The following is a 25,214-nucleotide window of genomic DNA, read 5'->3' on the forward strand; positions in this document are numbered from 1 at the left end:
CAGCCGTCGCCGACCGGCCGAGCCTACCCCGAACGGCCGACACCATGGCCGCGACCTCGTCCCGGAGCCCGGGAGCCGGCCGGGGCGCACAGGAGTGGGCGGGGGGCTATCCGGCCCGCCGGTGGACCTTCGCACGCGACCGCTTCTCGATGTACATCCGCTGGTCGGCGGAGCGCAGGACCTCTTCGACGGACATCCCGCAGCTGGCCCAGCTGATACCGAAACTCGCCCCCACCCGGACCGCCCGGCCGTCCACCCGGATCGGCGGGATGATCGCGTTGCGCAGCCGGACCGCGAGATCGGCCGCGTCGGCCGCGCCCAGGCCGTCGGCGAGGACGACGAACTCGTCGCCGCCGAGCCGGGCGACCGTGTCCCCGTCCCGTACGCCGGTGGTGAGCCGGCGCGCGACCTCGATGAGGACGGCGTCGCCGGTGTTGTGGCCGAACCGGTCGTTGATCGACTTGAAGCCGTCGAGGTCGCAGAAGAGGACCGCGAGGCCCTTGGTGCCGTCGTCGACGTCGCCCTCGGGGGCGACCATGTGCACGTGGTGGTCGAAGGGGCCGCCGCCCGGCACCGGGTCGAAGTCGAAGCCGCCGGGGGCGCAGACCGCGTGCCCCGGGGTCTCGCCGCGCCCGTCGTGCGCCCCTCCGTACGCCGCGTCCAGCGCCTCCACGGCGCTCGGGCCCACCGCGTACGGCCGCTGACAGAGCCGGGCGGAGAGCCGGGCGCGCAGCTCGGCGCTGTTGGGCAGGCCGGTGAGCGAGTCGTGCGAAGCGCGGTGGGCGAGCTGGAGCTCGTGCCGCTTGCGCTCCTCTATGTCCTCGACATGGGTGAGCAGAAAACGGGGACCGTCGGCGGTATCGGCGACGACGGAGTTGCGCAGGGACACCCATACGTACGAGCCGTCGCGCCGCCCTAGCCGCAGCTCAGCGCGGCCGCCCTCGGCCGAGGTGCGCAACAGGAGCCCGATGTCCTCGGGGTGGACGAGGTCCGCGAACGAGTAGCGCCGCATCACGGCGGCGGGCCGGCCGAGCAGCCGGCAGAGCGCGTCATTGGTGCGCAGCAGGCGTCCGTGCTGGTCACCGCCCATTTCGGCGATGGCCATGCCGGACGGCGCGTACTCGAAGGCCTGCCGAAAGCTCTCCTCGCTGGCCCGCAGCGCCTGCTGCTCCCGCTCCAGGCGGACGAGCGCGCGCTGCATGTTTGCGCGAAGCCGGGCGTTGCTGATCGCAATGGCCGACTGCGAGGCGTACATCTGAAGCGCTTCGCGCCCCCACGCGCCGGGGCGCCGCCCGTTGCGCGGCTTGTCGACGGAAATGACGCCGAGGAGCTCCCGCCCGCCGCCCGAGGCGTACATCGGCGCGTAGAGGCGGTCCTGGGGGTGCCACTCGTCCTCGAAGCGCGGCTCGGGCCCCTCGGTGTACCACTGCGGGACGTCGTCCTCCAGGAGCACCCAGCCCTCGGTGTGCGGGATGAACCGCAGGTCGCCCCAGCCCTCGCCCATGGTGAGCCGACGCTCCCAGGAGGCGCGGGAGCCGACGCGCCCGGTGATGAGGGCCTCGGCGGCGGCGTTCCCGGCGAAGGCGGCGACCACGAGATCGCCGTCAGGGCGTACGAGATTGACGCAGGCCAGTTCGTAGCCGAGCCCGGCGATGACGCCGTCGGCGACGGTCTGCAGCGTGTCCGCCAGGCTGCGGGCCGTGTTCAGGTCGGTGACCACCTGATGCAGCTGCCGCAGGGTCGCAAGACGGACGTACGGCTCCGACTCGGTCTCCATTGCTCGCTCTCCCCGAGACCTCGACAGCAACTCCAGGATCCTGATTCGGCGCGCTTCTTCTCCGGCTTCCGGCCCGGCTTCTGGCTTCCATGTGGACGCTTTTTGTGCAGCGTCCCCGTCACTGAATCACAGCGAGCTGCTCACTCGGTACACAGGGTCAACAATTACTGCGCTCTGTGACTCAAGTCACACGGGGTGATGATAGGCAGTCCACAGGGGGTGGGAGCGCTCCGCGAAATTACGGAATGCAAACAGGCATTAATGCCGGTTTTTCGGCCGGGTGGGGGGTGGTCCGGCGAGGGAGTTTGCAGTGCGTCCGGTGTGGCCGGACGGGCCGCGTCGGCGCGGGAAACGGGACGCGGACCCTGATCACGGCCCCGGACCCGCCACCTGCCCCGGTCCTAGGACCTTTCTGGTCCCAGGGCCCGATGTACGGCGTTGTCCCGGAGACTAGCGTTCTGTACGTGTTGCAGACAGACGTTCTCCGAGCTCTCCCATCCCTGCCGTCGCAGACCCCCCATGCTGAGGGGGTGAGCAATGACGAATTCCGCGCCGCGATGTCCCGGCTGGCCGGCGGGGTGGTGCTGGTGACCGCCCACGACGAGGACGCCGGCCCGCGCGGTGAGGACGTCGGCATGACGGCCACGGCATTCCTGTCCGTCTCCATCGACCCGCCCCTGGTCCTGGTGAGTGTGCGCAACGGCTCCCGCATGGACGACCTGCTCGCCGAGCAGCCCCTGTGGGCGGTGTCGGTCCTCTCGGAGAGCCAGCGCCACATCGCGGGCCGCTTCGCGATGAAGGGCCGCATCAGCGACCGCCTACTCTTCGACGACATCCCCTACAAGAGGGGCCCCCGCAGCGGCGCCCCCTTGGTGGGCGGCGCCCTGTCGACCCTGGAATGCCGCACGGAACAGCGGGTGGAGGCGGGCGACCACACACTGGTGATCGCCCGAGTGCTGGGGGTGGACCTGCCGAGCGCGGAGGGCGGACCGCTGACGTACTTCCGGGGGCGGTACAGGCAGGTGGGGTGAGGGGGGCCCCGGTGAAGACGGCTTTCCCGGGGGCCGCACCCCCGGACGCCCCGGGTTCGGCTGCGTTGTCGGGCGCGGGCCGGTGGGGGCTGGCCGCGCAGTTCCCCGCGCCCCTAAAGGCGGATGCCGCGCAGCGGCACTTGAGGGGCGCGGGGAACTGCGCGAGCAACCACAGACGGCCCGCAGCCAAACAGGGGTCTGGGGCGAAGCCCCAGTAGCCCGACCACCTCACCCCACTACCAGTCCCGCCCCGCGCGCCCGCGACCCCGCTTCGTCTCCGCCCGCGCCTTCTTCTCCCGCAGCCGCCGCTCATTGATCCCGCGAGGGATCTTCGTCGCCCGCCGCGGCTTCGGCGGCGGCGCTGTGGCCTCCGCGAGCAGCGCCGCGAGCCGCACCGCCGCCGTCTCCCGGTTCCGCCACTGCGACCGGTGCTCCGACGCCCGTACGGTCACGACCCCGCCCACCAGCCGCGACGCGAGCCGCTCCAGTGCCCGCGCCTTCCAGACCTCCGGCAGCGCCTCCGTACGCCCCAGGTCGAACCGGAGCTCCACCTGTGAGTCGCTGGTGTTGACGTGCTGCCCGCCGGGCCCGGAGGACCGCGAGAAACGCCACATGAGCTCGGCCTCCGGGAGGGAGACGGAGCCGCGGATGAAGTAAGGCCCGGACATGCGCTCCATGGTCCCCTGCGCGAGGGACGACGTCACCCGCTTTTGCACACGCCTGTGCACACACCTGTGCCCACACCCGCTGACACAGGCCGGGCGAAGAAAGTGCCGGGCAAAGAAAGTAAAGCCAACTGGAACCCGCCGTCCCCTGCCGACGTTATGAGGGGTGACGGTAGCTTCGGGAACGGCCGTAGCCCGCAGATCACGATGAAAGGCACTTCCCATGGCTGTAAGCCTGTCCAAGGGTGGCAACGTCTCGCTCACCAAGGAGGCCCCGGGCCTGACCGCCGTCACGGTGGGCCTCGGCTGGGACGTCCGCACGACCACCGGCACCGACTTCGACCTCGACGCCTCCGCGATCGCCGTCAACCCGGCGGGCAAGGTCTACTCGGACGCCCACTTCGTCTTCTTCAACAACAAGGCGACCCCGGACCAGACCATCGTCCACACCGGTGACAACGTCACGGGCCAGGGCGAGGGCGACGACGAGCAGATCAACGTCAACCTGGCCGGCCTCCCCGCCGACGTCGACAAGATCGTCTTCCCGGTCTCGATCTACGACGCGGAGAACCGCTCGCAGAACTTCGGCCAGGTCCGCAACGCGTTCATCCGCATCATCAACCAGGCCGGCGGCGCCGAGATCGCCCGCTACGACCTGAGCGAGGACGCCGCCACCGAGACCGCGATGGTCTTCGGCGAGCTGTACCGCAACGGCGCGGAGTGGAAGTTCCGCGCGGTCGGCCAGGGCTACGCCTCGGGCCTGGTCGGCATCGCCCAGGACTTCGGCGTCAACGTCTGAGTCCTCGGCACCTGCTGCCAAGACCACCCGAAGCCCCCGGCGCTCCAGCGCCGGGGGCTTCGGCGTGCCCGCACGAGCACAGCCCGCTTCACGCCAACCCGCCCACCCCGCAGGGCGATTCGCATCGCTTACCGGACACCCAGCACCCCCTGACGGACACATTCCAGTCAAATACTTGTCGGTACCCTGTCAAAAAGTAGTCATCTGCTGGCACGCTCCCCCCACGCACCCCACGCAGATGCACCCCACGCACCTGTACGGGCGCCACCCACTCGCACCACCCCCCACCGCGCACCCCCACCGCGCAACGGATCGAGTGAAGGAGACCCATCAGTGACAACTTCCCTGCGTGCTGCCGCTCTTGTCGCCACCGCCGCCATGGTCGTCGTCGGCGTTCAGTCCGGCACCAGTGCCGGTGCCGCCGACCGCGAGGCGGGCGCGAGCGCCCGCGTGCTCGGTGTGGCCGAGCGCGCCGGCGCCGTCCAGGAGGCCCAGGCCGCCGCCCCCGCGGCCGCCCGCCAGATCGGGCTCGGCGCCAAGGAGGCGCTGGTCGTACGCGATGTCGTCAAGGACGTGGACGGCACCGTGCACACGCGGTACGAGCGTACGTACGACGGTCTGCCCGTCCTCGGCGGCGACCTCGTCGTCCACACCAAGAAGGACGGCGGTCTGAAGGGCGTCAGCAAGGGCACCGAGGCCCGCATAGCCGTCGCCACCTCCGGCGTCTCGCTCAAGGGCGCCCCCGCCCACGCCCGCAAGGTCGTCTGGGCCGCCAGCGGCACGCCCGTCCTGGCGTACGAGGCCGTCCTCAAGGGGACCCAGCGCGACGGCACCCCCAGCGAGCGCCACGTCATCACCGACGCCGCGACCGGGGCCGAGCTCTACTCGTACGAGGCCATCGACACCGGGACCGGCACCAGCGAGTACTCGGGCAAGGTCACCCTCGGAACGTCCAAGTCCGGCTCCACGTACAGCCTCACGGACGCCGGCCGCGGCGGGCACAAGACGTACGACCTCAAGCACGGCTCCTCCGGCACCGGCACCCTCTTCACCAAGGCCACCGACACCTGGGGCGACGGCACCCCGCAGAACCGCGAGACCGCCGGTGTCGACGCGCACTACGGCGCCGCCGTGACCTGGGACTTCTACAAGGCCGAGCTCAACCGCAACGGCATCGCGGGCAATGGCAAGGCCGCGTACTCCCGCGTCCACTACGGCAACGCGTACGTCAACGCGTTCTGGGACGACAGCTGCTTCTGCATGACGTACGGCGACGGCGAGAACAACCTCAAGCCGCTCACCGCGCTCGACGTCGCGGGCCACGAGATGAGCCACGGCCTCACCGCCGCCACCGCCAAGCTCAACTACAGCAAGGAGTCCGGCGGTCTCAACGAGGGCACCAGCGACATCTTCGGCACGTCGGTGGAGTTCTTCGCGAACAACGCCAACGACGTCGGTGACTACCTCATCGGCGAGAAGATCGACATCCGCGGCAACGGCACCCCGCTGCGCTACATGGACAAGCCGAGCAAGGACGGCCAGTCGGCCGACTACTGGTCGAGCACGGTCGGCAACAAGGACGTGCACTACTCGTCCGGCGTCGCCAACCACTTCTTCTACCTGCTGTCCGAGGGCAGCGGCGCGAAGGTCATCAACGGCGTCAGCTACAACTCGCCGACGTCCGACGGCTCCAAGGTCACCGGCATCGGGCGGGCCAAGGCGTACAAGATCTGGTACAAGGCCCTGTCCACGTACATGACGTCGACGACCAACTACGCGAAGGCGCGCACCACGACCCTCCAGGCCGCGGCCGACCTGTACGGGGCGAGCAGCACCGAATACAAGACGGTGGCGGCCGCCTGGACCGCCGTCAACGTGAAGTAACCGGCCACCGAGCGGTGCTCTACGGGGACTTGGGCTTGCCGTCCCCGTAGAGCCAGGTGTCCCACAGATCCGTCAGGTCCTTGCCGGACTCCTCCTCCACGAACCGGGTGAAGTCCTCGGTGGAGGCGTTCGCGTGCCGGTGCTCCTTCGTCCAGCCCTGCACGATGTCGTAGAACATGTCGTCCCCGACGGCCCGGCGGATCTTGTGGACCACCATCGCACCGCGGTCGTACACCGGCTTGTCCGAGATCTCGGCGGCCGACGGCGGCTCGGCGGGCGGGAACGCCCAGAGCTCGGCGTCGGCCGCCTTGGCGTACTCCTCGTCGAAGTGCGCCTGCGCCGACTTGCCGCCGTGGTCCTCGCTCCAGAGCCACTCCGCGTACATCGCGAAGCCCTCGTTGAGCCACATGTCCTTCCAGCGCTTCGGCGTGACCGAGTCCCCGAACCACTGGTGGGCGAGCTCGTGGACGAGGGTCTCCTCGTCGAGCTGGTCGGCGGGGATCACCGGGCGGTTCTGGGTCTCCAGGGCGTACTCGGCGGAGCCCTCGGGGGCGACGATCACGCCGGTGGAGGAGAAGGGGTAGGGCCCGAAGTTCTCCTTCTCCCACTCGACGATCTCCGGAAGCCTGCCGACCACATCGGCGGTCTCCTTCCGGGCGGCGGGGTCGACTGCCGTGTAAACAGGCAGTCCTGACGGTGTCTTGGCTTCCTTGACGATGTCGTACTTGCCGATCGCCACCGTCGCCGCATAGCTCGCCATCGGCTCGCCGGTGTGCCAGGTGAAGGTGGTGCGCCCGCCCGCCGTGACCGTCGACTTCAGCTCGCCGTTGGAGACCGCCGTCAGCCCCCGGGGCACGGTGATCCTGATGTCGTACGTGGCCTTGTCGCTGGGGTGGTTGTTGGAGGGGAACCACGCCATCGACCCGGCGGGCTCGCCGAGCGCGAGCGCGCCGCCGTCGGCGGTCCGCAGCCAGCCCTCGTGCGAGTCGTCCTGGTCGGTGAGGGTCTTCGGGGTCCCGGAGTAGGCCACGCTCGTACGGAACCGGGCGCCCTTCTCGATCTCGTCCGCCGGACGCAGGGTCAGCTCGTCGCCCGCCCGGTTGGCGTCCGCGCGCTCGCCCCCGACCGTCGCGGAGGTCACGTCCATCCCCGCGAAGTCGAGGTTGAAGGCGCTGAGGTCGCGGGTGGCGCGGGCGGTGAGGGTGGCGGTGCCGGTGAGGTGGTTGCGGGCCGGGTCGTAGTCGAGGGCGAGGCTGTAGTGCTCGACGTCGTAGCCGCCGTTGCCCAGCTTGGGGAAGAGCCCGTCCCGCAGCCCCGCCGCCCCGGGCTTGCCCTCCACGCCGCCGGTGCAGCCACCGAGGGCCAGCAGGACGGCCCCGGGGAGGGCGAGTCGGCGTATCGCGCTGCGATGATCCACAGGGCGATCCTACGGGCGGGGCGCGCGGGGGGCCCGGGGATGCGGGGGCGAGGCCGGAAACAGCCACCGCGCCGGCGCCGCCGCCCTCGGACAGGCGTTACTTCGTCAGCGCTGCCACGCCCGCCTGCGCGAACTTCTCGTCGAGGTCGCCGCTCGGGGCGCCGGCGACACCGATGCCCGCGATCGGGGCGCCCTGGGCCTGGACGGGCGCGCCGCCCGCGAGGAAGAGGGTGCCGGGGATGTCCTTGAGGTTGGGCGCCTGGGCGAGGCGGCCGGCCAGTACGGACGTGGGGGCGTTCCAGGAGACGGCCGTGTACGCCTTGCGCTCCGCCGACTCGTACGACTGCGGGCCCGCGCCGTCGCCGCGCAGGGTGACCACGGTGTTGCCGTTGCGGTCGACGACGGCGACCGAGACGCGCTGGTTCTCCTTGCGGGCGGCCTCCAGGGCGGCGGTGGCGGCCTTGGTCGCGGCGGCGACGGTGAGGTGGGTGGAGTGGGTGAGGGTGCGGTCGGCGGCGTCCGCCTGCTGGGCGGCGGGCTTGGCGGCCGGGGCGGCCGCGCTGGCGCCGACCGCGCCGAAGGTGCCGGCGGCGAGGGCGGCCGCGGCGACGGCGCCGATGACGATCTTCTTGGTGCGGCGGGTGGCCGTGGGGCGGTGCGTGTTCGTGTCCATGACTCGATCGTGGGCCCGCCCGCGCCCTCGTAGGGTCGGCGCACCGGCTGCTCCCCGCGCCCGGACCGGTGGACCCGGCCGTCATCCGATCGGCTGATGCGGGGGTGGGCGGGCCGGGTGAGGATGAGTACGGAGACGTACGTACGCGCAGGTCAGGAGCTGGACAGTGGAAGCGGAGGAGGCAGGGGAGGCAGCGGCAGGGCGGCCCGCCGGGCGGCCCGCGGCGGAGACAGGGGCAGGGCATCCCGCCGAGCGGCCCGCGGCCGACGAGCGGTGGCTGCCCGTCGTGATGCACGCCGCCTTCTTCCTGCTGCTCGGCGCCTCCCTCGCGCGATTCCTGATCCGCCACCCCGGCGACGGCCGCACCCCGTGGATCGTCGCGCTCTCGGCCGCCCTCGCCCTGCTGTACGTACTCGGCCCCGCCCTGGGATCGCGGCCCACCCCCCGCCGGCTCGGCTGGCTCGGGGTGGTGGTGGCGGTGTGGATGGTGCTCGTGGTGCTCGCGCCGAGCTTCGCGTGGTGCGCGGTGCCGCTGTTCTACACCGGGCTGCGGACACTGCCGACGCGGGCCGCGCTGGTGCTCGTCGCCCTGCTGACCGCGTTCGTGGTGGCCGCGCAGCTGATGCTGGCCGAGGGGATCGACCCGAACCTGGTGGTCGCGCCGCCCGCCGTCGCGGCTGTCGCCACCGCCGTCTTCGTCCATATGCAGCGCCAGGCGGACCGGCAGCGCCACCTCATCGACGACCTCATCCGCACCCGGCGCGAACTGGCCGCCACCGAGCGGCGCGAGGGCACGCTCGCGGAGCGCCAGCGCCTCTCCATGGAGATCCACGACACGCTCGCACAGGGCCTGTCCAGCCAGCAGATGCTGCTCCAGGCGTCCGAGCGGCTGTGGGAGTCCGACCCGGCGGCGGCCCGCCGCCACGTCCGTACGGCCGAGTCGATCGCGGAGCGCAACCTGGCCGAGGCCCGCCGCTTCGTCCACGATCTCGCGCCCGCGGAGCTGGCGGCGGGCGGCAGCCTGGCGGAGGCGCTGCGGGCGCTGGCGGCCCGGGCGTCGGCGGAGTCCTCCCTGGACGTACGGCTGCACGTGGACGGGGTGCCCGTCGCCCTGCCCGACCGGGTCGAGTCGGCGCTGCTGCGGATCGCGCAGGGGGCGCTCGCGAACGTACGCGAGCACGCCGGGGCGCGCACGGCGGCGCTCACCCTCACCTATCTGGGTGACCAGATCGTGCTGGACGTCGCGGACGACGGGCGCGGGTTCGCGGTCGCGGAGGCGGGTGTACGAGCCCGGGGCGGCCGGGGCCACGGGCTGCCCGCGATGCGGGCGCGGGTGCGGCAGCTCGGCGGAACGCTGACGGTGGAGTCGGCGCCCGGGGAGGGTGCGGTGCTGACGGCGGCGGTTCCGTTGGATTCGTTGGATCCGTTGGATTCGTTGGAGGAAGTCCGATGAAGGTGCTGTTGTGCGACGACCACGCGGTCGTACGGGCCGGACTGCTCGCGCTGCTCGGCAGCGAGCCCGACATCGAGGTGGTCGGGGAGGCGGGCACCGGCGAGGAGGCGGTCGCGGCGGCGGCCAAGGTACGGCCCGACGTCGTGCTGATGGACCTCCAGCTCGGCCCGGGCATCGACGGGGTCGAGGCGACCCGGCGGATCGCGGGGACGGGGGTGCGGGTGCTCGTCCTGACCACGTACGACACGGACGCGGACATCACACGGGCGATCGCCGCCGGAGCGACGGGGTACCTGCTGAAGGCCGAGCGCCCGGAGGAACTCTTCGCGGCGATCCGCGCGGCCGCCCAGGGCCGCACCGCCCTGTCGCCCCCCGTGGCGAGCCGCGTCATGGAACGCATGCGGGGCACCGGCCGCCCCACGCTCACCGACCGCGAACTGGACATCCTGGCGCAGCTCTCCCGCGGCCTGGGCAACCGCGAGATCGCACGGGCGCTGTTCATCAGCGAGGCGACGGTGAAGACGCATCTGGGCCGGATCTACGAGAAGTTGGGGGTGGAGACGCGGGCGGGGGCGGTGGCGGAGGGGAAGGAGCGCCGCCTGCTCCCGTGAGGTTCAGCCCCCACCCCGCCCCTTCGCCTAAACCCTCCGGGGGTGGGTGGGGGTAGAGGTGGCTTCCCGGGGGCTACGCCCCCGGACCCTGTTCGTCTGCGGGCCGCCTGTGGCTGGTCGCGCAGTTCCCCGCGCCCCTGAAGGGGCCCGCCCGTCGCACGCCGGAGGGACTGACCTTCGTGCCGCCTGGGCTGGAGTTACCTAAGGGGCGCGGGGAACGGCGCGAGCAACCACAGCCGACCCGCAGACAAACACCGGGCCAAAAAGGGGCGCGGGGAACGGCGCGACCAGCCCCCACCGAACCCGCAGACAAACACGGGGTCTGGGGGCAACGTGCGGCCCGGACCCGATGACCGGGGGCTCAGGACCCGCCCCCCGCCCCCGCCATGGGACCATCGAGCGTGCTCGACATCGGCTACTCCCTCTCCAACCGCTTCCCCGACCCCCCACAAACCGACTACCGCCGCGCGGACGTACACGCCCTCCGCCACGACCTCTTCTGCGGAGACGTCTACCTCGCCGACACCAAGGCGGACCGCGAAGTGTCCACAGCCTGGGGATGGGTGCCGGTGCTCGACTTCGCGTGGGCGCTCTGCGACACCGTGGAGGCGCTCGACCGCGACCCGCGCGGCAGCCGCTCCTCCCGGAGCCAGTACGCCGAGATCGACTTCACCGAGTCGACCGACCGCATGCTCTTCGAGCGCCGTTTCGGCTGGGTGGACGTCGAGGCCGACTGGATGCCCGGCGACGAGGCCCCGCTCACCTTCAGCCACCGGCTGCTGCGCCGCGAGGCCCGCGACTTCCTGCACGACGTGATCGCCGACCTCAGCGACATGCACGACGACCTCGCCGAGAACCCGGTCGTCTGGACCCTCCAGTCCCGCTTCCCCCGCTTGACGGACTAAAGGGACCCGGGGGCCAGGGGGCCAAGGGGGTCCGGCCCCCGGCGGTCGCGGCCGGCGCCCCCTCACGTCACCACCCGCACCCCCACCTGCGCCGCGAACGCCGGCGCCAGGTCCACCAGCTGGGACGGCGTGATCACCGCCCCCGCCAGGCGGTCCACGCCCCGCGCGATGTCCAGGAGCGCCGCGCCCCGCAGGTCCACGTCCTTCATACGGGCGCCCGTGAAGTCCGCCCCCCGCAGCTCGCAGCCCGCGAACGCCACCCGGTCCAGGCGCGCCGCCGCGAAGTCCGGTTCGGCCAGGACGACGTTCTCGAAGACCACGTCACGTAGATCCGTATCGCGCAGATTGAGGTAGTCGATCTTGCCGCCGCGGATCAGGACCCGCTCCAGGACCGCGCCGTGGAGCTGCACGCCGCCCATGCGTACGTCGTGGATCTCCACATCGCGCAGGGACGCGCGCGACAGGTCCGTGCCCACGCCCCGTACGCCCGAGAGCACCGTGTCGATGAAACGGGTGCCGGGCAGGCGGGTCTCGTCCAGCACGCAGCCGTACACCCCGCAGTCCATGAAGCGGGCGCCGGTGCCCTCCTGGCCGGACAGGTCCAGGTTCCGGAACTCCAGACCGTCGTAGTCGCCCTCCGGTTCCAGTTCCGCCGGTCCGTGTGGTGCCAGCGGGGGCAGCCGCACCTCCGGACGCCGCACCGTCGTCACTTCGCTCGCCCTCTTCGCCATGACTCCATGCTGGACCACGCCACTGACAACCGCCCCACCCCTACCTGTCACATTCCACCCTCCTTACTCCGTCTCTAACGATGAGTGCCCGTACAGCGACAGGAGAGCAGCATGGACCGGATCACCGTCATCGGCGGCGGCCTCGCCGGGCTCACCGCGGCCATCACCGCCGCCGAGTCCGGCGCCCAGGTGAACCTGTACGAGTCGCACCACACGCTGGGCGGACGCGCGCGTACGGCCGAGGGTCCGTACCTCACCAACGACGGTCCGCACGTGCTCTACAACGGCGGCCCGCACTGGGCCTGGCTCAAACGCCGCGGGCTGCTCGGGCAGGTCGTCTCCGTACAGCCGCTCGAAGCCGCCCGGTTCCGCTTCCACTGGGACGGCTCGCTGCGCCACACTCCGCCTCTGGCCCTGCTCAAGCTGGCCCGGCAGAGTCCGGAAACCGCCCCGGCGGACCGTGACTTCGCCTCCTGGGCCGCCGGTGTCGTCGGCCCCAAGGCCGCGCGCGCCGCCGCCAACTACGCCGCCGTCGTGCTCTTCCACCACGACCCGGGCTCGCTCTCCGCCGCGTTCGTCCAGGAGCGGCTGCACCGCGCCCTCGCGCTGCCGCCCGAGGCCCGCTATCCGGTGGGCGGGTGGGGGGCGCTCGTCGACCGGATGGCCACGCGCGCGTGGGAGCTGGGGGTGCACGTGGAGACCACCGCGCGCGTGGACGCGCTCCCCGAGGACCACGGGCCCGTCGTCGTCGCCACCTCCCTGGACGCCGCCCGGCGTCTGCTCGGCGACGACTCGCTGCGCTGGACCAGCGGCCGCACGGCCCTGCTCGACCTGGGGCTCCGTACGCGCCGTGGCGACCCGTTCGTCGTCTCCGACCTGGAGACACCGGGCTGGATCGAACGTTTCACCGCCGCCGGCCGCACCCTCGCCCCGGCCGGGCACCAGCTGCTCCAGGCGCAGTTCCCGATCGCCCCGCACGAGTCGAAGGCCGACGGCGTCGCGCGCGGGGAGCGGCTGCTCGACGCCGCGTTCGCGGGCTGGCGCCAGCGGGTCGCCTGGCGCCGCGACGCGCTCGCGGCCGGGCGTACGGGGGCGGTGGACCTGCCCGGCACCACCTGGCGCGACCGCCCGGCGGTCGACCGGGGCCAGGGCGTGTTCCTCGCGGGCGACCAGGTGGCGGCGCCGGGCGTGCTGTCGGAGGTCGCGTTCGCGAGCGGGATCGAGGCGGCGTCACTGGCGGTACGGAGCCTGCGGCTGACCCGGGCTTGACCTCAAGGGAACTTGAGGTCGGAGGCTGACGGCACGACCGGGACGCACCCGGTACCCGCGACGCCGCAAGGAGCTGCCGCCACCATGCACGCCATCCGCCTCCACGCCTTCGGCCCCGCCGAGAACCTCACGTACGAGAAGACCGAGGACCCCGTGCCCGGCCCCGGCCAGGTGCGGATCGCCGTCGCCGCGGCCGGGGTGCACCTGCTCGACACGGCCCTGCGGGAGGGCCTGACGGGCCCGTACCCGGCCCCGGCCGTACTGCCCACGATCCCCGGCCGCGAGGTCGCGGGCACGGTCGACGCGCTCGGCGAGGGCACCGACCCCGGCTGGCTCGGCAAGCGGGTGGTGACCCACCTGGGCATGGCCCCCGGCGGTTACGCCGAACTGGCCGTCGCGGACGCCACCCGCCTCCACGAGATCCCGCCGTCCCTCGACCCGGCCGAGGCGGTCGCGATGATCGGCACCGGCCGTACGACGATGGGCATCCTCCAGTTCACCGACCTCGGCCCCGACACGGTGGCCCTGGTCCCGGCCGCCGCGGGCGGCATCGGCACACTGCTGGTGCAGTACGTGAAGAACGCCGGCGGCACGGTCGTCGGCCTCGCCGGCGGCCCCGCCAAGACCGCCCGCGTCCACGAGAACGGCGCGGACCTGGCCGTCGACTACCTGCGCCCCGACTGGCCCGACGCCGTACGGGAGTTCCTCGGCGCCGACCGCCGCGCCACGGTCGTCTTCGACTCGGTCGGCGGCACCACCGGCCGCGTCGCGGTCGACCTCCTCGCCCCCGGCGGCCAACACGTCGTCTTCGGCTGGTCGGAGTCGGGCCTGCACGACGGCGAACCGCTGACGTTCACGGCGGAGTACCTGCGGGAGCGCGGCATCACGTCGAAGAACGTCCTGGGCCCGGTGATGCTGTCCCGCGCCGAGGGCCCCGATCCCCTGCGCACACTGGAAACCCGCGCCCTGGAGGAGGCGGCAACAGGCCGCCTCCGCCCGGCGGTCCAGCGTTTCCCCCTGGCCGAGGCGGCCGCGGCGCATCGCGCGCTGGAGACTCGGGGGACTGTGGGGAAGGTGGTGCTGGTTCCTTGAGGGGGCGGGGCCGCGCCCGCTCAGTCGAGGGCTGCCAGCGCATCCGTCACGAGGATGCGCGCCGCAGCACCCCGTACGGCCTCCTGGGAAAGCCGCTCGAACGCCCGGGCGTACAGCTCGACCTGGCTGGGCTGCGTGAGCGTGGAGGCGGATTCCAGCGTGTCCGCGTGCACCCTGTTGCCGTCGAAAATGGTGAAGGTCGGCATGGGCCAGAGAGTCCGCTGGGCGGCGAGCGGGATGACGCCCACGGCGACATGTGCGAGATCCATGGCCCCCAGCACGTGGCCCAGTTGTGCGGCCATGGCCTCGGCGGTACACAGCCGATGGCGCAGGACCGACTCCTCCAGGACGAACGAGAACCGGCGCGCGCCGGTCGTCAGCACCGCATTCCGCCTCATACGGGCCGCGACCGCGTCCTTCACGTCATCCCGCGTCCCCCGGAATTCCACGATGGAGGACAAGAGGGCGGTGGCGTATCCGGGCGTCTGGAGAAAACCGGGAATCACGTCGGACACATAGACCCGGAACACCTTGGTCCGTCGATACAGGTGCTCTGTGGATTCCTGCAGTTGGCGCAGACCGGTCCGCTGGAGCCGTCGCCACTGGACATGGGCATCGGCGGACTGCCGATTGGCCGCGATCAGGTCAGGAGCTTGATCGTCGGCTCCGCAGGCCCTGCACCACGCCCGGAGGTCCGCGTCGGACGGTGGGGTCCTGGCATTCTCGATCCGGGACGACTTCGACTCCGACCAGCCGCACCTGGCGGCCAGCTCCCGACCGCTGATCTCCGCGTCCCTCCGAATGTCGCGCAGGCGGCCGGCGAGGGATTCGCGGGCCGCCTGAACGCTCGACGAGGGGTGCGGGGGCACAGAACAGGCCTCGTCAGACTCTGTATTGGTGGTGCGGGACCGCTCGTTCCCAGACGGCGTCGAAGGTGGTGGAGCACAGCTTCACGATGTCCGGGTCCTCCGTGATCTCGTCCTCCACCACCACGCCTTCACCCGAGAAGTGGTGCACCCGGAGCGCAAGCCCGTCGAACAGCCAGAAGTCGTTCCCCGGCAGCGGGATGCCCGTGGCGCGTCGCCGTGGCAGCCAGCGGACCTCTTCGCCCGCCGTGACGTTGGCATGGGTGACGTAGTGCTCCCACCGGATGTACTCCGACACGGGCTCGGATACGACTCGGGCCTGGCGAACCACTACGCCCCGGGCCACCGTGTCCGAGATCAGCTGGTCATAGGGATGCCACCAGGAATCCCGGTCCGCCCAATCGATCCGCTCACCACGTTTCCAGGCATAAAACCGCTCCGTGGGGGCATAGGCGTCCCGCAACTCCAGGTGGGCAGCGGACCGTTCGCACTTTCGAAGCAGGTCAGCGAAGCTGGGCACGCTCGACGGCATCACACGCCTCCCTGATCATCGGGATCATCCGAGCCGGAATCCTGACGATGGCTTCACTCGCGGGGACCGGGCCGTGCGCGGGGCTGCTTCCCTCGCACCATGCCTGGGTGTCGGCATCCGGCTTCCAGCCCTGCAACAAGATCTTTTGAGCCGCTGCGTCCGCCCACACGGTGGGGCAGTGGTCCCGGTCCGTGTCGGGGTCGATGCCGACGAATTCGACAGCCATGGCTGGCTCCCTTGTGTAGACGCTGGCACGCGTTTGCACGAGCTTCGCTGACCGGTGATGAAGGCGTCAATACCGCCATCAACTCTACGAATCAATGTGCAAGCCAGTGCAAGTTCGTAGAGATCCGACGGAGTCGGCTCCTAGCGTCGGCATCCGTCAACAGCGGCAAAACAGCGGAAGGGGACTCGCTCCTCATGTGCACAACTCCAGTGGTGACGATCTGATGTGGGCGCTCCAACCCGGCATGCCACACGTGGCCCAGCCCCCTCACCCCCTCGACCTGACACCCGCCGCCCACCCCAAGTAGTCGGCAAAGGAGGGCCCCTCATGGGCAAGGACGAAGCGAACGGGTATGACCTGGGCGAGAACCAGACCGTCAGCCCGGCCGATCCGTGAGGGCAACCACCCCTGAGCCGGGGCGCGGGGGCTCAGCCCCCGCCTGGGGCGGGCTCCCCCTCAGTGCCGCCCCGACACCCGGTCCGCCACCACCGCGATCCGATGGGTCGTCGCCGAGTGGGTGGACAGTTCGCGGCGGTCCGCCTCGCGGTACGCCGCGTACATCCCCTGTACGCCCAGCCAGCGGAAAGGTTCCGGCTCCCAGCGGCGGACCTTGTGGTTGACCCAGGGGAGGGTGGTCAGGTCGGTGGGGCCGGACTGGCCGGAGTCCTGTTGGACCAGGTCGCGCAGGGTGCGGGCGGCGAGGTTGGCGGTGGCCACGCCCGAGCCGACGTAGCCGCCCGCCCAGCCGAGCCCCGTCGAGCGGTCCAGGGTGACGGTGGCGCACCAGTCGCGCGGCACCCCGAGCACCCCCGACCAGGCGTGCGTGACCGCGACCCCGGCGAGCTGGGGGAAGAAGCGGATCAGGATCTCGCGCAGGGCCTCGATCGTCTCCGGCTGCGTACGGCCGTCGTTGTCGGTGCGGGAGCCGAAGCGGTACGGCACGCCGCGTCCGCCGAGCGCGATCCGGCCGTCGGCGGTGCGCTGCGCGTACATGTACGCGTGCGCCATGTCGCCCAGCGTCTCGCGGCCCTCCCAGCCGATCGTCTCCCACAGATCAGCCGGCAGCGGCTCGGTGGCGATCATGGACGAGTTCATCGGCAGCCAGGCGCGGCGCCGGCCCTTCAGGGACGCGGTGAACCCCTCGGTGCAGCGCAGGACGTACGGGGCGCGGACCGTGCCGTACGGAGTGACCGCGTGCTTGGGACGGATCTCCGTCACCGGGGTCGACTCGTGGACGGTCACGCCCAGCGCCTCGACGGCCGCCGCCAGGCCCTTGACCAGCTTGACGGGGTGGATGCGGGCGCCGTGCGGGGTCCAGGCGGAGCCGACGGCCCCGGCGACCCGGATGCGCTCGGCTGTCTCGCGGGCCCCGAGCAGCAGCCGGTCCTTCTCGCCGAATTCGAGCTCGGTGGCATGGAAGGCTTTCAACCGCCCCAACTGGGCCGGGGTGTAGGCCACTTCGAGCACACCGCCCTGGTGGACGTCCGCGTCGATCGACTCCTCGGTGGCGGCCCGCACCACCTCGTCGACGGTGTCGTTCATGGCCCGCTGGAGGCGTACGGCGGCCTCGTGGCCGTGCAGCTTCGTGTACCGGTCGCGGCCCGCTATGCCGTTGTAGAGCCAGCCGCCGTTGCGGCCGGAGGCGCCGTAGCCGCAGAAGCGGGCCTCCAGGACGGTGATGTTGAGGAAGGGGACGGCCTTCTTGAGGTAGTACGCCGTCCACAGCCCCGTGTAGCCGCCGCCCACGATGACGACGTCCGCCGTCGCGTCGCCGGTCAGGGGCTCGCGGGGGGCGGGGATGCCGTCCTGCGCGTACCAGAAGGAGATACCGCCGTTGATCGTGCGCGTGCTCATGGGGCTTGTTGGTACACCGCCGGATGAGACCTGTCCAGATGCGGAATCCGCAGGTACGGAATCCGAAGGCGGGGAGCGGGGTCGCGCGGGACCTTCGGCCCTGCCGATCGGGACCTTCGGCGGGTCGGGCCGCCCGGTGGGGCAATTAGCTTCAATATGAACAGGTTTGGTACGGCATCGAAATCGACATCATGGGAGAGCTGGCTCGTATGACGGGACGTACGTCCGCACGCAAGGTCCGTCGCGCGGCGGTGGCGCTCGCCCTCGCCGGGGCGCTCGGCGTCTCGGTCGCCGCGTGTTCCTCGGGGTCCGGTTCGAGCTCGTCCGCCCCGGCGGAGCTGGACGTGAAGGCCGCACCGCACGCGGCGACGCTCGCCAAGCTCCCGGCGAAGGCGGAGGGTGCGGAAATCGTCGTGGGCAGCCCGTCGGCCGTGCACACCGTGACCGTGTACGAGGACCCGCGCTGCCCGTACTGCGCCAAGTTCGAGGCGTCCGGCGCGGTGCCGCTCGCGGAGCTCGCCGCGCAGGGCAAAGTCAAGATCCGCTACACGCTCGCCTCCTTCCTCGACCGCAACCTCGGCGGCGGCGGTTCGGCGCGGGCGGCGGGCGCGCTGCGGGCGGCGGTGGACGCGGGCAAGTTCGCCGAGTACCACGCGGCCGTCTTCGCCAGCCAGCCCGAGGACGAGGGCAGCGACGGCTACACCGCGGACAATCTGCTCAGGATCGCGGACAAGGTGCCGGGCCTGCGCGGCGCCGCCTTCGACAAGGCGGTGCGCGAGAACACGTACAAGAGCTGGGTGGCGTCCGCCGAGAAGGCCTTCGAGGACTCCGGCGTGAACTCCAGCCCGACCGTCCTGATCGACGGCAAGCGCCCGCCGGGCGACGGCTCGGCCATCCTCGACGCGGACGCCTTCGCGAAGGTGCTCAAGGACGCCGGTATCTCCTGACGGCCGTCGCCGCCTCCGTCACCGGATTCCAGGGCGCGCCCCGCCCCCGTACGAGCGGGTAGCAGGCGAGCCCGACGAGTACGGACGTGAAGTGGCCCAGGTCCGTGAAGGTGCGGCCGGTCAGGAGCGGGGTCCCGTACAGGACGAGGACACAGGCGGCGTACGCGTATCGCCAGGGAGCCGCGATCCGATAGGTCAGCACACCGACGACCCCCGCCAGGGCGTAACTGACGCCCACATCAAGGGTGTTGACGGCCGAATGCGGGGCGACGCCGTGGTGCACCGCCCACAGCAGCGCGCCCTCGCTGAAGTAGGTGGCGAGCACGTGCGCGAGGACGACGACCGCGAGCCAGCGGCGGGTGCCGAGCCAGCGCTCGGCCTGCGCGTGGAAGACGGAGTAGAGGACGGCGTACGGGAGCCAGTGGCCGCCGTCGATCCACAGGGCGCTGGTGATCAGGACCCGGACGGGGTTGGTCGACAGCTCGTGGATGTTGGTGGAGCGCTGCCGCAGGAAGTCCTCCTCGAACTCCGGCGACATGTGGTGCAGGGCGATGGTGGTGACGAACAGGACCGCCAGCCAGAGGTACGTGCCGGGGGCGCTGCGGACGTAACGCCGCACGGCACGTGCCGCTTGCCGGGGGCGCGTCCGAAGGAATCGGCTCATGGACCGATTCACGCACGCGGGTAGGGTCGGGCGGGTGATCGACATCCCGGACGAGCTGATCGCGACGCAGACGGAGTTCAACGGCGAGGCGGGCCGCGCCTTCGCGGCCGCGCTGCCCGGCCGGGCGGAGGAGTTCCTGGATCGCTGGGGGCTGCGGCCGGATGCCGGGCCCGCGATGTACGGGATGTGCGCGCTGGTGCTGCCGGTGACGGCGGACGACGGCACCCCGGCGGTCCTCAAACTCCAACTCCTCGACGAGGAGAACGCGGGCGAGCCGGTGGCGCTGCGGGTGTGGGACGGTTCGGGCGCGGCACGCCTGCTGCGCCACGACGCGGCGACGGGCACGATGCTGCTGGAACGCCTGGACTCCTCCCGCGAGTTGACGACCATGCCCTCCCGGTCGGCGGTCCTGGTGATCGCGGACCTCCTGTCCCGGCTCACGTCCGTACCGGCCCCGCCGGAGATGCGCCGGCTGGCCGATATCGCCGCCGGGATGCTGGAGGAGACACCCCGGGCGGTACGCGAACTCCGCGACCCGGCCGACCGGCGGCTCCTGGAGGACTGCGCGGCGGCCGTCCGCGAGGTGGCCGCCGAGCCGGGCGACCGGCTGCTGCACTGGGACCTCCACTACGAGAACGTGCTCGCCGCCGACCGCGAGCCGTGGCTCGCCATCGACCCCAAACCGCTGGCGGGCGACCCGGGCTTCGAGCTGCTGCCCGCGCTGGTCAACCGCTTCGACGCGACGCAGCTGCGGTGGCGCTTCGACGCGATGACGGAGGTACTGGGCCTGGACCGCGCCCGGGCGCGCGCGTGGACGCTGGGCCGGGTGCTGCAGAACTGCCTCTGGGAGATCGAGGACGGCGGCCGCGTGCTGGAGGCGGAACAGGTGGAGGTGGGGAGGCGGGTACGGGGCTGGTGAGGCGCTCCTGGCGGGCCGTCCCGGGGGCATCCCGGGGAGCGGAATGCCCGCGACCGCTCCACCGCCCCCGGGCTACCCTGCGGCCATGATTCGTACCGCAACGCCCGAAGACGTCCCCGTCATCCACGCCATGGTCCGCGAACTGGCCGAGTACGAGAAGTGCCCGGACGAGGCGCGGGCGACGCAGGAGCAGCTGCACGAGGCGCTGTTCGGCGAACACCCCGCGGCGTACGCGCACATCGCCGAGACCGACACCGGCGAGCCCGCGGGCTTCGCGCTCTGGTTCCTCAACTTCTCGACCTGGCGCGGGGTGCACGGCATCTACCTGGAGGACCTGTACGTACGCCCCGAGCAGCGCGGCGGCGGCCACGGCAAGGCCCTCCTGACCGAACTGGCCCGCATCTGCGTGGCCCGCGGCTACGGCCGCCTGGAGTGGTCCGTCCTGAACTGGAACGCCCCGTCCATCGCCTTCTACGAGTCGCTGGGGGCGCGGCCGCAGGACGAGTGGACGGTTTATCGGCTGACGGATGGGGCGTTGGGGGAGTTGGGGCGGGTGGAGTAGCCGCGGCCGGGCAGGGCCCCGGAGGGAGCCCTACTCCACCTCGATCCCGAAGTCCCCGATCAGCTCCTCCAGGCCGCCCCGGTACCCCCGTCCGCCCACCACGAAGTCCCAGTCGTCGCCCGACCGGCGTCGGAACGAGCCCAGGACCAGGGCCGTTTCGCCGGTGCGGCCGTCCGAGACCTCCAGGCGGTCCAGTTCCGTGCCCGCCGCGTCGCGCAGGCGGATGCCCGCGTCCGTGAAGCCGGCCAGGTCCGCGTCCGGGTTGGCCTCGGGGTCGACCGAGGCGACCAGGACCAGGCGGTCCGCCCGGGGCGGCAGGGCGTCGAACTCCACCCGGACCGCCGCCCGGTCGCCGAGCGCCCCGGGCACCATCCGCACCGAACCCCCGGGAATCTCGCGGTTGTTGAAGAAGACGAAGTGGTCGTCGTCGAGCACCCGACTCCCGGCGCAGACCAGCGCGCACACGTCCAGGGCGACGGACCCGGTCCACGTCATGCCCAGGACGTTGAAGTCGGCGTCGGCGGCGTCGGCGGACTCGTCCGCCACCGGTACGTCCACCAGCGTGTCCGGAACCATGTCCGGGACCGTGTCCGAGGGGCCCCGCTGGGCCGGCACCGGGCGCTCCCCCAGCCGGCCCCGCAGCCCGCACTCGTGCAGCAGGTCCACCAACTCCGCCCCGGACACCAGCGTCAGCGGCTTGCCCTGGGCGAAGGCGTACGAGCCGGGCCCGAAGCCCGATGTCGTCACCAGGACGCCCTTGTTGGCCCCGGCGCCCTGGACCGTTCCATACAGGTCGCGGACGGCCGTCGGCGGGACCGTGTTGCGGTAGCGCTTGACCTGGACGATGATCCGGCCGCCGCTGATCGGGTCGGGGTCCACCGCCTCCACGTCCACCCCGCCGTCGTTGGAGCGCTGCGTGGTCACCGCCCCCATCCCGCGCGCCCGGAACAACTCCGCCACCAGGGACTCGAATTCGATCGGGTCCATCATGAACAGGTCCGGTTCGGTGGAGTGCGAGGAGTCCGCGCCGTGCGAGAGGACGCCCGAGCCCACGTCCTCCGGGCGGCGCACCGGGCGTACCGCCGTCCGCTGGTCGGGGCGGGCCGACAGCTGACCGCGCACCGCCTCCACCAGGCAGTCCACCGCACTCACCTGCGTCAGGTTCAGGCCCTGGAACGCCGGCCGGTCCACCATCACCGTCGCCAGGAAGATCTCCGCCCGGCGGCCCGTCGCCGGGTCGACGTCGTCCACGAAGCCGTTGAGCGCCACCGACTCCAGTACGCCGAACTCGTCCGCCGCGAACAGGTCCCGCACCACCAGCAGCACACTCTGCGCCAGCGCGTCCCGGTACAGCGCGCGCCGCTGGGACACCGGGCGGGCGGACTCGCGCTCCTCGTCCGTACTGGCCACGTACCGCACGGACTTGGCGGCCGGGACCACGTCGAGGGCGGGCAGCTCCCAGTCGAGCACCAGCTGCCGGGCACCCCGGTCGTACGCGCACGACACCTGACGGGGGAAGCCCTCCGGCCACGCCGATGCCGCGTACAGGGCCGCCGAGAAGTACGCGACGACCGCGTCGGGCTCGCCCGCCCGCAATCCGCTCACCAGGTCGGCCACGCCCGCGTTGTGGCCCCGGACCTCGGCGAGCTGCCCCCGCGCCCACGACTCGTACCGCGCCCGGTAGTCGGCGAGTTGGCGGCGCCGTTCGTTCTCCGCCAGCTGCGCCGCGTCCCAGTCCCGCTGGTAGGCGGCCTGTGCCTCCTGCTGGGCGCGGCGGCCCGCGGTCCAGCCGCCCTGGGCCTGGTAGCGCGCCGGGTCCGGCATAGGCACCGGCTGCGCCAGCGCCCCGGGCGCGAACGGCTCGACGCTCTCCTCGCGCAGCAGACCCGCCGTACGGAACGGCGGCTCGGCGCACCCCGCCGCCAGCAGCCCCGTCAGCACCTCCACGCGCGCGTCCAGCTCCTGCGAGCGCCCGCGGGCATCCGCCTCCCGGCTCTGCCGATAGGCCGCCCGCTGCTCGCGGTGGACCCGCGCGGCATCCCGTTCGTACTCCCGCTGCTGGCGCTCCCGCTGCCGCTGCTGCTGGACCGACGCCCGGTGCTGGGCCTCCTGCTGGCGCTGCTGCTGCCGCTGCGCCTCCGCCCACACCCCGACCAGCCCGCTGGAACGACGACTCATACGGCTCCCCGACCCCTTTCCCGCACACCCCTTGAAACACAATTGTCCCGGACCAGGAAGGTCCGGGACACGGTGTTACGCGGTGTTTCGGTGGAGCCGCCTGTCGGAATCGAACCGACGACCTCAAGATTACAAGTCAAGCGCTCTAGCCAACTGAGCTAAGGCGGCAGCGTGTGCGATCGCACCCCCACGCGAGGGCTCCCTCACTCTACACAGAGCACGATCGGGAGCTCCACGAAGTTCCCCTCTCCCACCTGCTGACAGATCGGACATCGCCGGGTAGCGTCTCCGGCAGCCCACCCAGGTGGACTACACCACTTCTCCCTCTACTCGGATCGTCCGGCACGTTCCTGCCGGTGAAGGGACAGGTCTCCCATGGCCACTGTCACGTTCGACAAGGCGACCCGGATCTACCCGGGCTCCACCAAGCCCGCGGTCGACGGGCTTGAGATCGAGATCGAGGACGGCGAGTTCCTCGTCCTCGTCGGCCCCTCGGGCTGCGGAAAGTCCACCTCCCTGCGGATGCTCGCGGGCCTGGAGGACGTCAACGGCGGAGCCATCCGCATCGGTGACCGCGACGTCACCCACCTCCCGCCGAAGGACCGGGACATCGCGATGGTGTTCCAGAACTACGCGCTGTACCCGCACATGTCCGTCGCGGACAACATGGGCTTCGCCCTGAAGATCGCGGGCGTGAACAAGGCGGAGATCCGCAAGAAGGTCGAAGAGGCCGCGAAGATCCTCGACCTCACCGAGTACCTCGACCGCAAGCCGAAGGCGCTCTCCGGCGGTCAGCGCCAGCGCGTGGCGATGGGCCGCGCGATCGTCCGCGAGCCGCAGGTCTTCCTGATGGACGAGCCGCTGTCGAACCTCGACGCCAAGCTCCGCGTCTCGACCCGTACGCAGATCGCCTCGCTCCAGCGCCGCCTCGGCATCACCACGGTGTACGTCACCCACGACCAGGTCGAGGCCATGACCATGGGCGACCGGGTCGCGGTCCTCAAGGACGGCCTCCTCCAGCAGGTCGACTCGCCGCGCAACATGTACGACCGCCCGGCCAACCTCTTCGTCGCGGGCTTCATCGGCTCCCCCGCCATGAACCTCGTCGAGGTCCCGATCACCGACGGCGGCGTGAAGTTCGGCAACAGCGTGGTCCCGGTGAGCCGTGAGGCGCTGTCCGCGGCCGCCGACAAGGGCGACCGCACGGTGACGGTCGGCGTGCGCCCCGAGCACTTCGACATCGTCGAGCACAACGGCGGCGTCGCCAAGACCCTCTCGAAGGACTCCGACGCGGAGCCCGCGGGCCTCGCGGTCACCGTGAACGTGGTGGAGGAGCTCGGCGCCGACGGCTACGTGTACGGCACGGCCGAGGTCGGCGGCGAGCAGAAGGACCTCGTGGTCCGCGTGAACGGCCGCTCGGTCCCCGAGAAGGGCAGCCAGCTCCACGTGGTCCCGCGCCCCGGCGAGACGCACGTCTTCTCGACCTCGACGGGCGAGCGCCTCAGCGACTGACGTACGGCGGCACGTCAGCCGGCCCCGCACCCACCTACCGGGGTGCGGGGCTTTGTACGTACGGCCTGGCCCAGGGGTTTCAGCTGTCGACAAATACCCCGGCAGACCGCCCATTTCGAACTGTGTTCGTCAACACGGGATTCGAAACGCCGCCTCGAACCATCCCCCGACCGGGTGACTAAATGTCGCCAAATCATTACCCCCCGCTACGCTCGCCTCCGTGACGCACACAGCCCGCCGAATCGGCCGCACCCTAGCTCTCGTCCTGCCCGTCGTCCTCGTCCTCTCCGGGACGCTCGCGGTCACCCGGGTCAACTGGGCCGGGACCAGCGACTCGCAGCTGCTGACCGCCTCCTCCGAGGACGTCTCCGTACGCGCGAAGCCGCGCACCCCACAGGACCTCCTGCGCGACGCGCTCCTCGTCGAACTCCAGGAGAAGGACCCCGGAACCGCCCTCACCCACCTCCAGCGCGAGGTGGAGAGGCGTCCCTCGCTCGCCCAGCACTGCATGTCGATCGCGCGGGCGCTCGGACGGGCCGCCGTGGAGCAGTACGGCCCCGTGAAGGCCCAGTCGTACTCGCGCCCCGTCTGCGACACGTCGTTCGCGTCGGGCGTCGCCCAGGAGTCCTGAGCGACCCCGGCTCCGC

At 71.7% G+C, this 25,214-nt stretch carries 24 protein-coding genes and 1 tRNA gene; 13 read left to right on the top strand and 12 right to left on the bottom strand.

Annotation, left to right across the window (positions count from 1 at the left end; all coding sequences use genetic code 11):
* Window positions 1-106 precede the first annotated feature (106 nt).
* Window positions 107-1,777, bottom strand: coding sequence for a diguanylate cyclase CdgB (cdgB, locus tag OG965_RS19770; RefSeq protein ID WP_371653416.1), 1,671 nt, complete (start codon window positions 1,775-1,777; stop codon window positions 107-109).
* Between the two features lie 557 nt (window positions 1,778-2,334).
* On the opposite strand from cdgB, the gene OG965_RS19775 reads away from it, so the two are divergent.
* Window positions 2,335-2,808: a flavin reductase family protein gene (locus OG965_RS19775; protein WP_371656995.1), complete on the top strand. Its 474-nt coding sequence runs from the start codon at window positions 2,335-2,337 to the stop codon at window positions 2,806-2,808.
* A 236-nt stretch (window positions 2,809-3,044) separates the two neighbouring features.
* On the opposite strand, the gene arfB is transcribed toward OG965_RS19775, so the two are convergent.
* Entirely contained in the window at window positions 3,045-3,485 is a 441-nt protein-coding gene (gene arfB, locus OG965_RS19780) for an alternative ribosome rescue aminoacyl-tRNA hydrolase ArfB (protein ID WP_371653417.1), read from the bottom strand.
* 211 nt (window positions 3,486-3,696) lie between these two features.
* Here arfB and OG965_RS19785 point away from each other — a divergent pair, with 211 nt between their 5' ends.
* Window positions 3,697-4,272, top strand: coding sequence for a TerD family protein (locus OG965_RS19785; RefSeq protein ID WP_371653418.1), 576 nt, complete (start codon window positions 3,697-3,699; stop codon window positions 4,270-4,272).
* Between the two features lie 378 nt (window positions 4,273-4,650).
* A complete protein-coding gene (locus OG965_RS19790) occupies window positions 4,651-6,156 on the top strand; it encodes a M4 family metallopeptidase (RefSeq protein WP_371656996.1) in 1,506 nt (501 codons plus the stop codon).
* Window positions 6,157-6,175: 19 nt separating this feature from the next.
* On the opposite strand, the gene OG965_RS19795 is transcribed toward OG965_RS19790, so the two are convergent.
* Together OG965_RS19795 and OG965_RS19800 are read right to left on the bottom strand one after the other, a co-directional pair.
* Window positions 6,176-7,573 carry a M1 family metallopeptidase gene (locus OG965_RS19795; RefSeq protein WP_371653419.1) on the bottom strand — a complete coding sequence of 466 codons (1,398 nt, stop codon included), beginning with the start codon at window positions 7,571-7,573 and terminating at the stop codon, window positions 6,176-6,178.
* A gap of 97 nt (window positions 7,574-7,670) precedes the next feature.
* Window positions 7,671-8,246, bottom strand: coding sequence for a heme-binding protein (locus OG965_RS19800; protein WP_371653420.1), 576 nt, complete (start codon window positions 8,244-8,246; stop codon window positions 7,671-7,673).
* Between the two features lie 289 nt (window positions 8,247-8,535).
* Here OG965_RS19800 and OG965_RS19805 point away from each other — a divergent pair, with 289 nt between their 5' ends.
* From OG965_RS19805 to OG965_RS19815, 3 genes are all read left to right on the top strand, one after another.
* Window positions 8,536-9,699 carry a sensor histidine kinase gene (locus tag OG965_RS19805; protein ID WP_371656997.1) on the top strand — a complete coding sequence of 388 codons (1,164 nt, stop codon included), beginning with the start codon at window positions 8,536-8,538 and terminating at the stop codon, window positions 9,697-9,699.
* Window positions 9,696-10,310 carry a response regulator gene (locus OG965_RS19810; RefSeq protein WP_371653421.1) on the top strand — a complete coding sequence of 205 codons (615 nt, stop codon included), beginning with the start codon at window positions 9,696-9,698 and terminating at the stop codon, window positions 10,308-10,310. The genes OG965_RS19805 and OG965_RS19810 overlap by 4 nt, the downstream gene beginning before the upstream one ends.
* A gap of 401 nt (window positions 10,311-10,711) precedes the next feature.
* A complete protein-coding gene (locus OG965_RS19815; RefSeq protein ID WP_371656998.1) occupies window positions 10,712-11,215 on the top strand; it encodes a hypothetical protein in 504 nt (167 codons plus the stop codon).
* Between the two features lie 62 nt (window positions 11,216-11,277).
* Here the strand turns inward: OG965_RS19815 and OG965_RS19820 are convergent, their stop codons facing one another.
* A complete protein-coding gene (locus OG965_RS19820; protein WP_371653422.1) occupies window positions 11,278-11,946 on the bottom strand; it encodes a pentapeptide repeat-containing protein in 669 nt (222 codons plus the stop codon).
* Window positions 11,947-12,057: 111 nt separating this feature from the next.
* On the opposite strand from OG965_RS19820, the gene OG965_RS19825 reads away from it, so the two are divergent.
* Both OG965_RS19825 and OG965_RS19830 read left to right on the top strand, forming a co-directional pair.
* Window positions 12,058-13,215 carry an FAD-dependent oxidoreductase gene (locus OG965_RS19825; RefSeq protein WP_371653423.1) on the top strand — a complete coding sequence of 386 codons (1,158 nt, stop codon included), beginning with the start codon at window positions 12,058-12,060 and terminating at the stop codon, window positions 13,213-13,215.
* Window positions 13,216-13,299: 84 nt separating this feature from the next.
* Complete coding sequence (locus OG965_RS19830; protein WP_371653424.1) at window positions 13,300-14,307, top strand: zinc-binding dehydrogenase; 1,008 nt, start codon at window positions 13,300-13,302, stop codon at window positions 14,305-14,307.
* A 20-nt stretch (window positions 14,308-14,327) separates the two neighbouring features.
* On the opposite strand, the gene OG965_RS19835 is transcribed toward OG965_RS19830, so the two are convergent.
* The 4 genes from OG965_RS19835 to OG965_RS19850 form a co-directional block, all read right to left on the bottom strand.
* Entirely contained in the window at window positions 14,328-15,176 is an 849-nt protein-coding gene (locus OG965_RS19835; RefSeq protein WP_371653425.1) for a helix-turn-helix domain-containing protein, read from the bottom strand.
* Between the two features lie 13 nt (window positions 15,177-15,189).
* Window positions 15,190-15,705: a DUF6879 family protein gene (locus OG965_RS19840; protein WP_371653426.1), complete on the bottom strand. Its 516-nt coding sequence runs from the start codon at window positions 15,703-15,705 to the stop codon at window positions 15,190-15,192.
* Window positions 15,677-15,931, bottom strand: coding sequence for a hypothetical protein (locus OG965_RS19845; RefSeq protein ID WP_371653427.1), 255 nt, complete (start codon window positions 15,929-15,931; stop codon window positions 15,677-15,679). The genes OG965_RS19840 and OG965_RS19845 overlap by 29 nt, the downstream gene beginning before the upstream one ends.
* 456 nt (window positions 15,932-16,387) lie before the next feature.
* Window positions 16,388-17,785, bottom strand: coding sequence for an NAD(P)/FAD-dependent oxidoreductase (locus OG965_RS19850; protein ID WP_371653428.1), 1,398 nt, complete (start codon window positions 17,783-17,785; stop codon window positions 16,388-16,390).
* 209 nt (window positions 17,786-17,994) lie between these two features.
* Here OG965_RS19850 and OG965_RS19855 point away from each other — a divergent pair, with 209 nt between their 5' ends.
* Window positions 17,995-18,732, top strand: a complete 738-nt coding sequence (locus OG965_RS19855; RefSeq protein ID WP_371653429.1) for a DsbA family protein — start codon at window positions 17,995-17,997, stop codon at window positions 18,730-18,732.
* Here OG965_RS19855 and OG965_RS19860 read toward each other — a convergent pair.
* Entirely contained in the window at window positions 18,710-19,396 is a 687-nt protein-coding gene (locus OG965_RS19860; RefSeq protein ID WP_371653430.1) for a rhomboid-like protein, read from the bottom strand. The genes OG965_RS19855 and OG965_RS19860 overlap by 23 nt on opposite strands.
* Here OG965_RS19860 and OG965_RS19865 point away from each other — a divergent pair.
* On the top strand, window positions 19,395-20,315 hold the full coding sequence (locus OG965_RS19865; protein ID WP_371653431.1) for an aminoglycoside phosphotransferase family protein: 921 nt from the start codon (window positions 19,395-19,397) through the stop codon (window positions 20,313-20,315). The genes OG965_RS19860 and OG965_RS19865 overlap by 2 nt on opposite strands.
* An 85-nt stretch (window positions 20,316-20,400) precedes the next feature.
* The gene (locus OG965_RS19870) at window positions 20,401-20,877 is read left to right on the top strand and encodes an N-acetyltransferase family protein (RefSeq protein ID WP_371653432.1); all 477 of its coding nucleotides are present in this window, start codon (window positions 20,401-20,403) and stop codon (window positions 20,875-20,877) included.
* A 30-nt stretch (window positions 20,878-20,907) separates the two neighbouring features.
* On the opposite strand, the gene OG965_RS19875 is transcribed toward OG965_RS19870, so the two are convergent.
* The gene (locus tag OG965_RS19875) at window positions 20,908-23,055 is read right to left on the bottom strand and encodes a restriction endonuclease (protein ID WP_371653433.1); all 2,148 of its coding nucleotides are present in this window, start codon (window positions 23,053-23,055) and stop codon (window positions 20,908-20,910) included.
* A 91-nt stretch (window positions 23,056-23,146) separates the two neighbouring features.
* A tRNA-Thr gene (locus OG965_RS19880) sits at window positions 23,147-23,223 on the bottom strand.
* A 207-nt stretch (window positions 23,224-23,430) separates the two neighbouring features.
* Between OG965_RS19880 and OG965_RS19885 the strand changes: the two genes are divergently transcribed.
* Both OG965_RS19885 and OG965_RS19890 read left to right on the top strand, forming a co-directional pair.
* On the top strand, window positions 23,431-24,567 hold the full coding sequence (locus tag OG965_RS19885) for an ABC transporter ATP-binding protein (protein WP_371653434.1): 1,137 nt from the start codon (window positions 23,431-23,433) through the stop codon (window positions 24,565-24,567).
* A 220-nt stretch (window positions 24,568-24,787) separates the two neighbouring features.
* Window positions 24,788-25,198, top strand: coding sequence for a hypothetical protein (locus tag OG965_RS19890; RefSeq protein WP_371653435.1), 411 nt, complete (start codon window positions 24,788-24,790; stop codon window positions 25,196-25,198).
* The last annotated feature ends 16 nt before the right edge of the window (window positions 25,199-25,214 follow it).

The organism is Streptomyces sp. NBC_00224 (assembly GCF_041435195.1).
Taxonomy (GTDB): Bacteria; Actinomycetota; Actinomycetes; order Streptomycetales; family Streptomycetaceae; genus Streptomyces.

Coding starts and splice junctions, on each gene's coding strand:
- cdgB (WP_371653416.1), bottom strand. CDS start 1,777: ATGGAGACCGAGTCGGAGCCGTACGTCCGTCTTGCGACCCTGCGGCAG.
- OG965_RS19775 (WP_371656995.1), top strand. CDS start 2,335: ATGTCCCGGCTGGCCGGCGGGGTGGTGCTGGTGACCGCCCACGACGAG.
- arfB (WP_371653417.1), bottom strand. CDS start 3,485: ATGGAGCGCATGTCCGGGCCTTACTTCATCCGCGGCTCCGTCTCCCTC.
- OG965_RS19785 (WP_371653418.1), top strand. CDS start 3,697: ATGGCTGTAAGCCTGTCCAAGGGTGGCAACGTCTCGCTCACCAAGGAG.
- OG965_RS19790 (WP_371656996.1), top strand. CDS start 4,651: ATGGTCGTCGTCGGCGTTCAGTCCGGCACCAGTGCCGGTGCCGCCGAC.
- OG965_RS19800 (WP_371653420.1), bottom strand. CDS start 8,246: ATGGACACGAACACGCACCGCCCCACGGCCACCCGCCGCACCAAGAAG.
- OG965_RS19805 (WP_371656997.1), top strand. CDS start 8,536: ATGCACGCCGCCTTCTTCCTGCTGCTCGGCGCCTCCCTCGCGCGATTC.
- OG965_RS19810 (WP_371653421.1), top strand. CDS start 9,696: ATGAAGGTGCTGTTGTGCGACGACCACGCGGTCGTACGGGCCGGACTG.
- OG965_RS19820 (WP_371653422.1), bottom strand. CDS start 11,946: ATGGCGAAGAGGGCGAGCGAAGTGACGACGGTGCGGCGTCCGGAGGTG.
- OG965_RS19825 (WP_371653423.1), top strand. CDS start 12,058: ATGGACCGGATCACCGTCATCGGCGGCGGCCTCGCCGGGCTCACCGCG.
- OG965_RS19830 (WP_371653424.1), top strand. CDS start 13,300: ATGCACGCCATCCGCCTCCACGCCTTCGGCCCCGCCGAGAACCTCACG.
- OG965_RS19840 (WP_371653426.1), bottom strand. CDS start 15,705: ATGCCGTCGAGCGTGCCCAGCTTCGCTGACCTGCTTCGAAAGTGCGAA.
- OG965_RS19845 (WP_371653427.1), bottom strand. CDS start 15,931: ATGGCTGTCGAATTCGTCGGCATCGACCCCGACACGGACCGGGACCAC.
- OG965_RS19850 (WP_371653428.1), bottom strand. CDS start 17,785: ATGAGCACGCGCACGATCAACGGCGGTATCTCCTTCTGGTACGCGCAG.
- OG965_RS19855 (WP_371653429.1), top strand. CDS start 17,995: ATGACGGGACGTACGTCCGCACGCAAGGTCCGTCGCGCGGCGGTGGCG.
- OG965_RS19865 (WP_371653431.1), top strand. CDS start 19,395: ATGGACCGATTCACGCACGCGGGTAGGGTCGGGCGGGTGATCGACATC.
- OG965_RS19860 (WP_371653430.1), bottom strand. CDS start 19,396: ATGAGCCGATTCCTTCGGACGCGCCCCCGGCAAGCGGCACGTGCCGTG.
- OG965_RS19870 (WP_371653432.1), top strand. CDS start 20,401: ATGATTCGTACCGCAACGCCCGAAGACGTCCCCGTCATCCACGCCATG.
- OG965_RS19875 (WP_371653433.1), bottom strand. CDS start 23,055: ATGAGTCGTCGTTCCAGCGGGCTGGTCGGGGTGTGGGCGGAGGCGCAG.
- OG965_RS19885 (WP_371653434.1), top strand. CDS start 23,431: ATGGCCACTGTCACGTTCGACAAGGCGACCCGGATCTACCCGGGCTCC.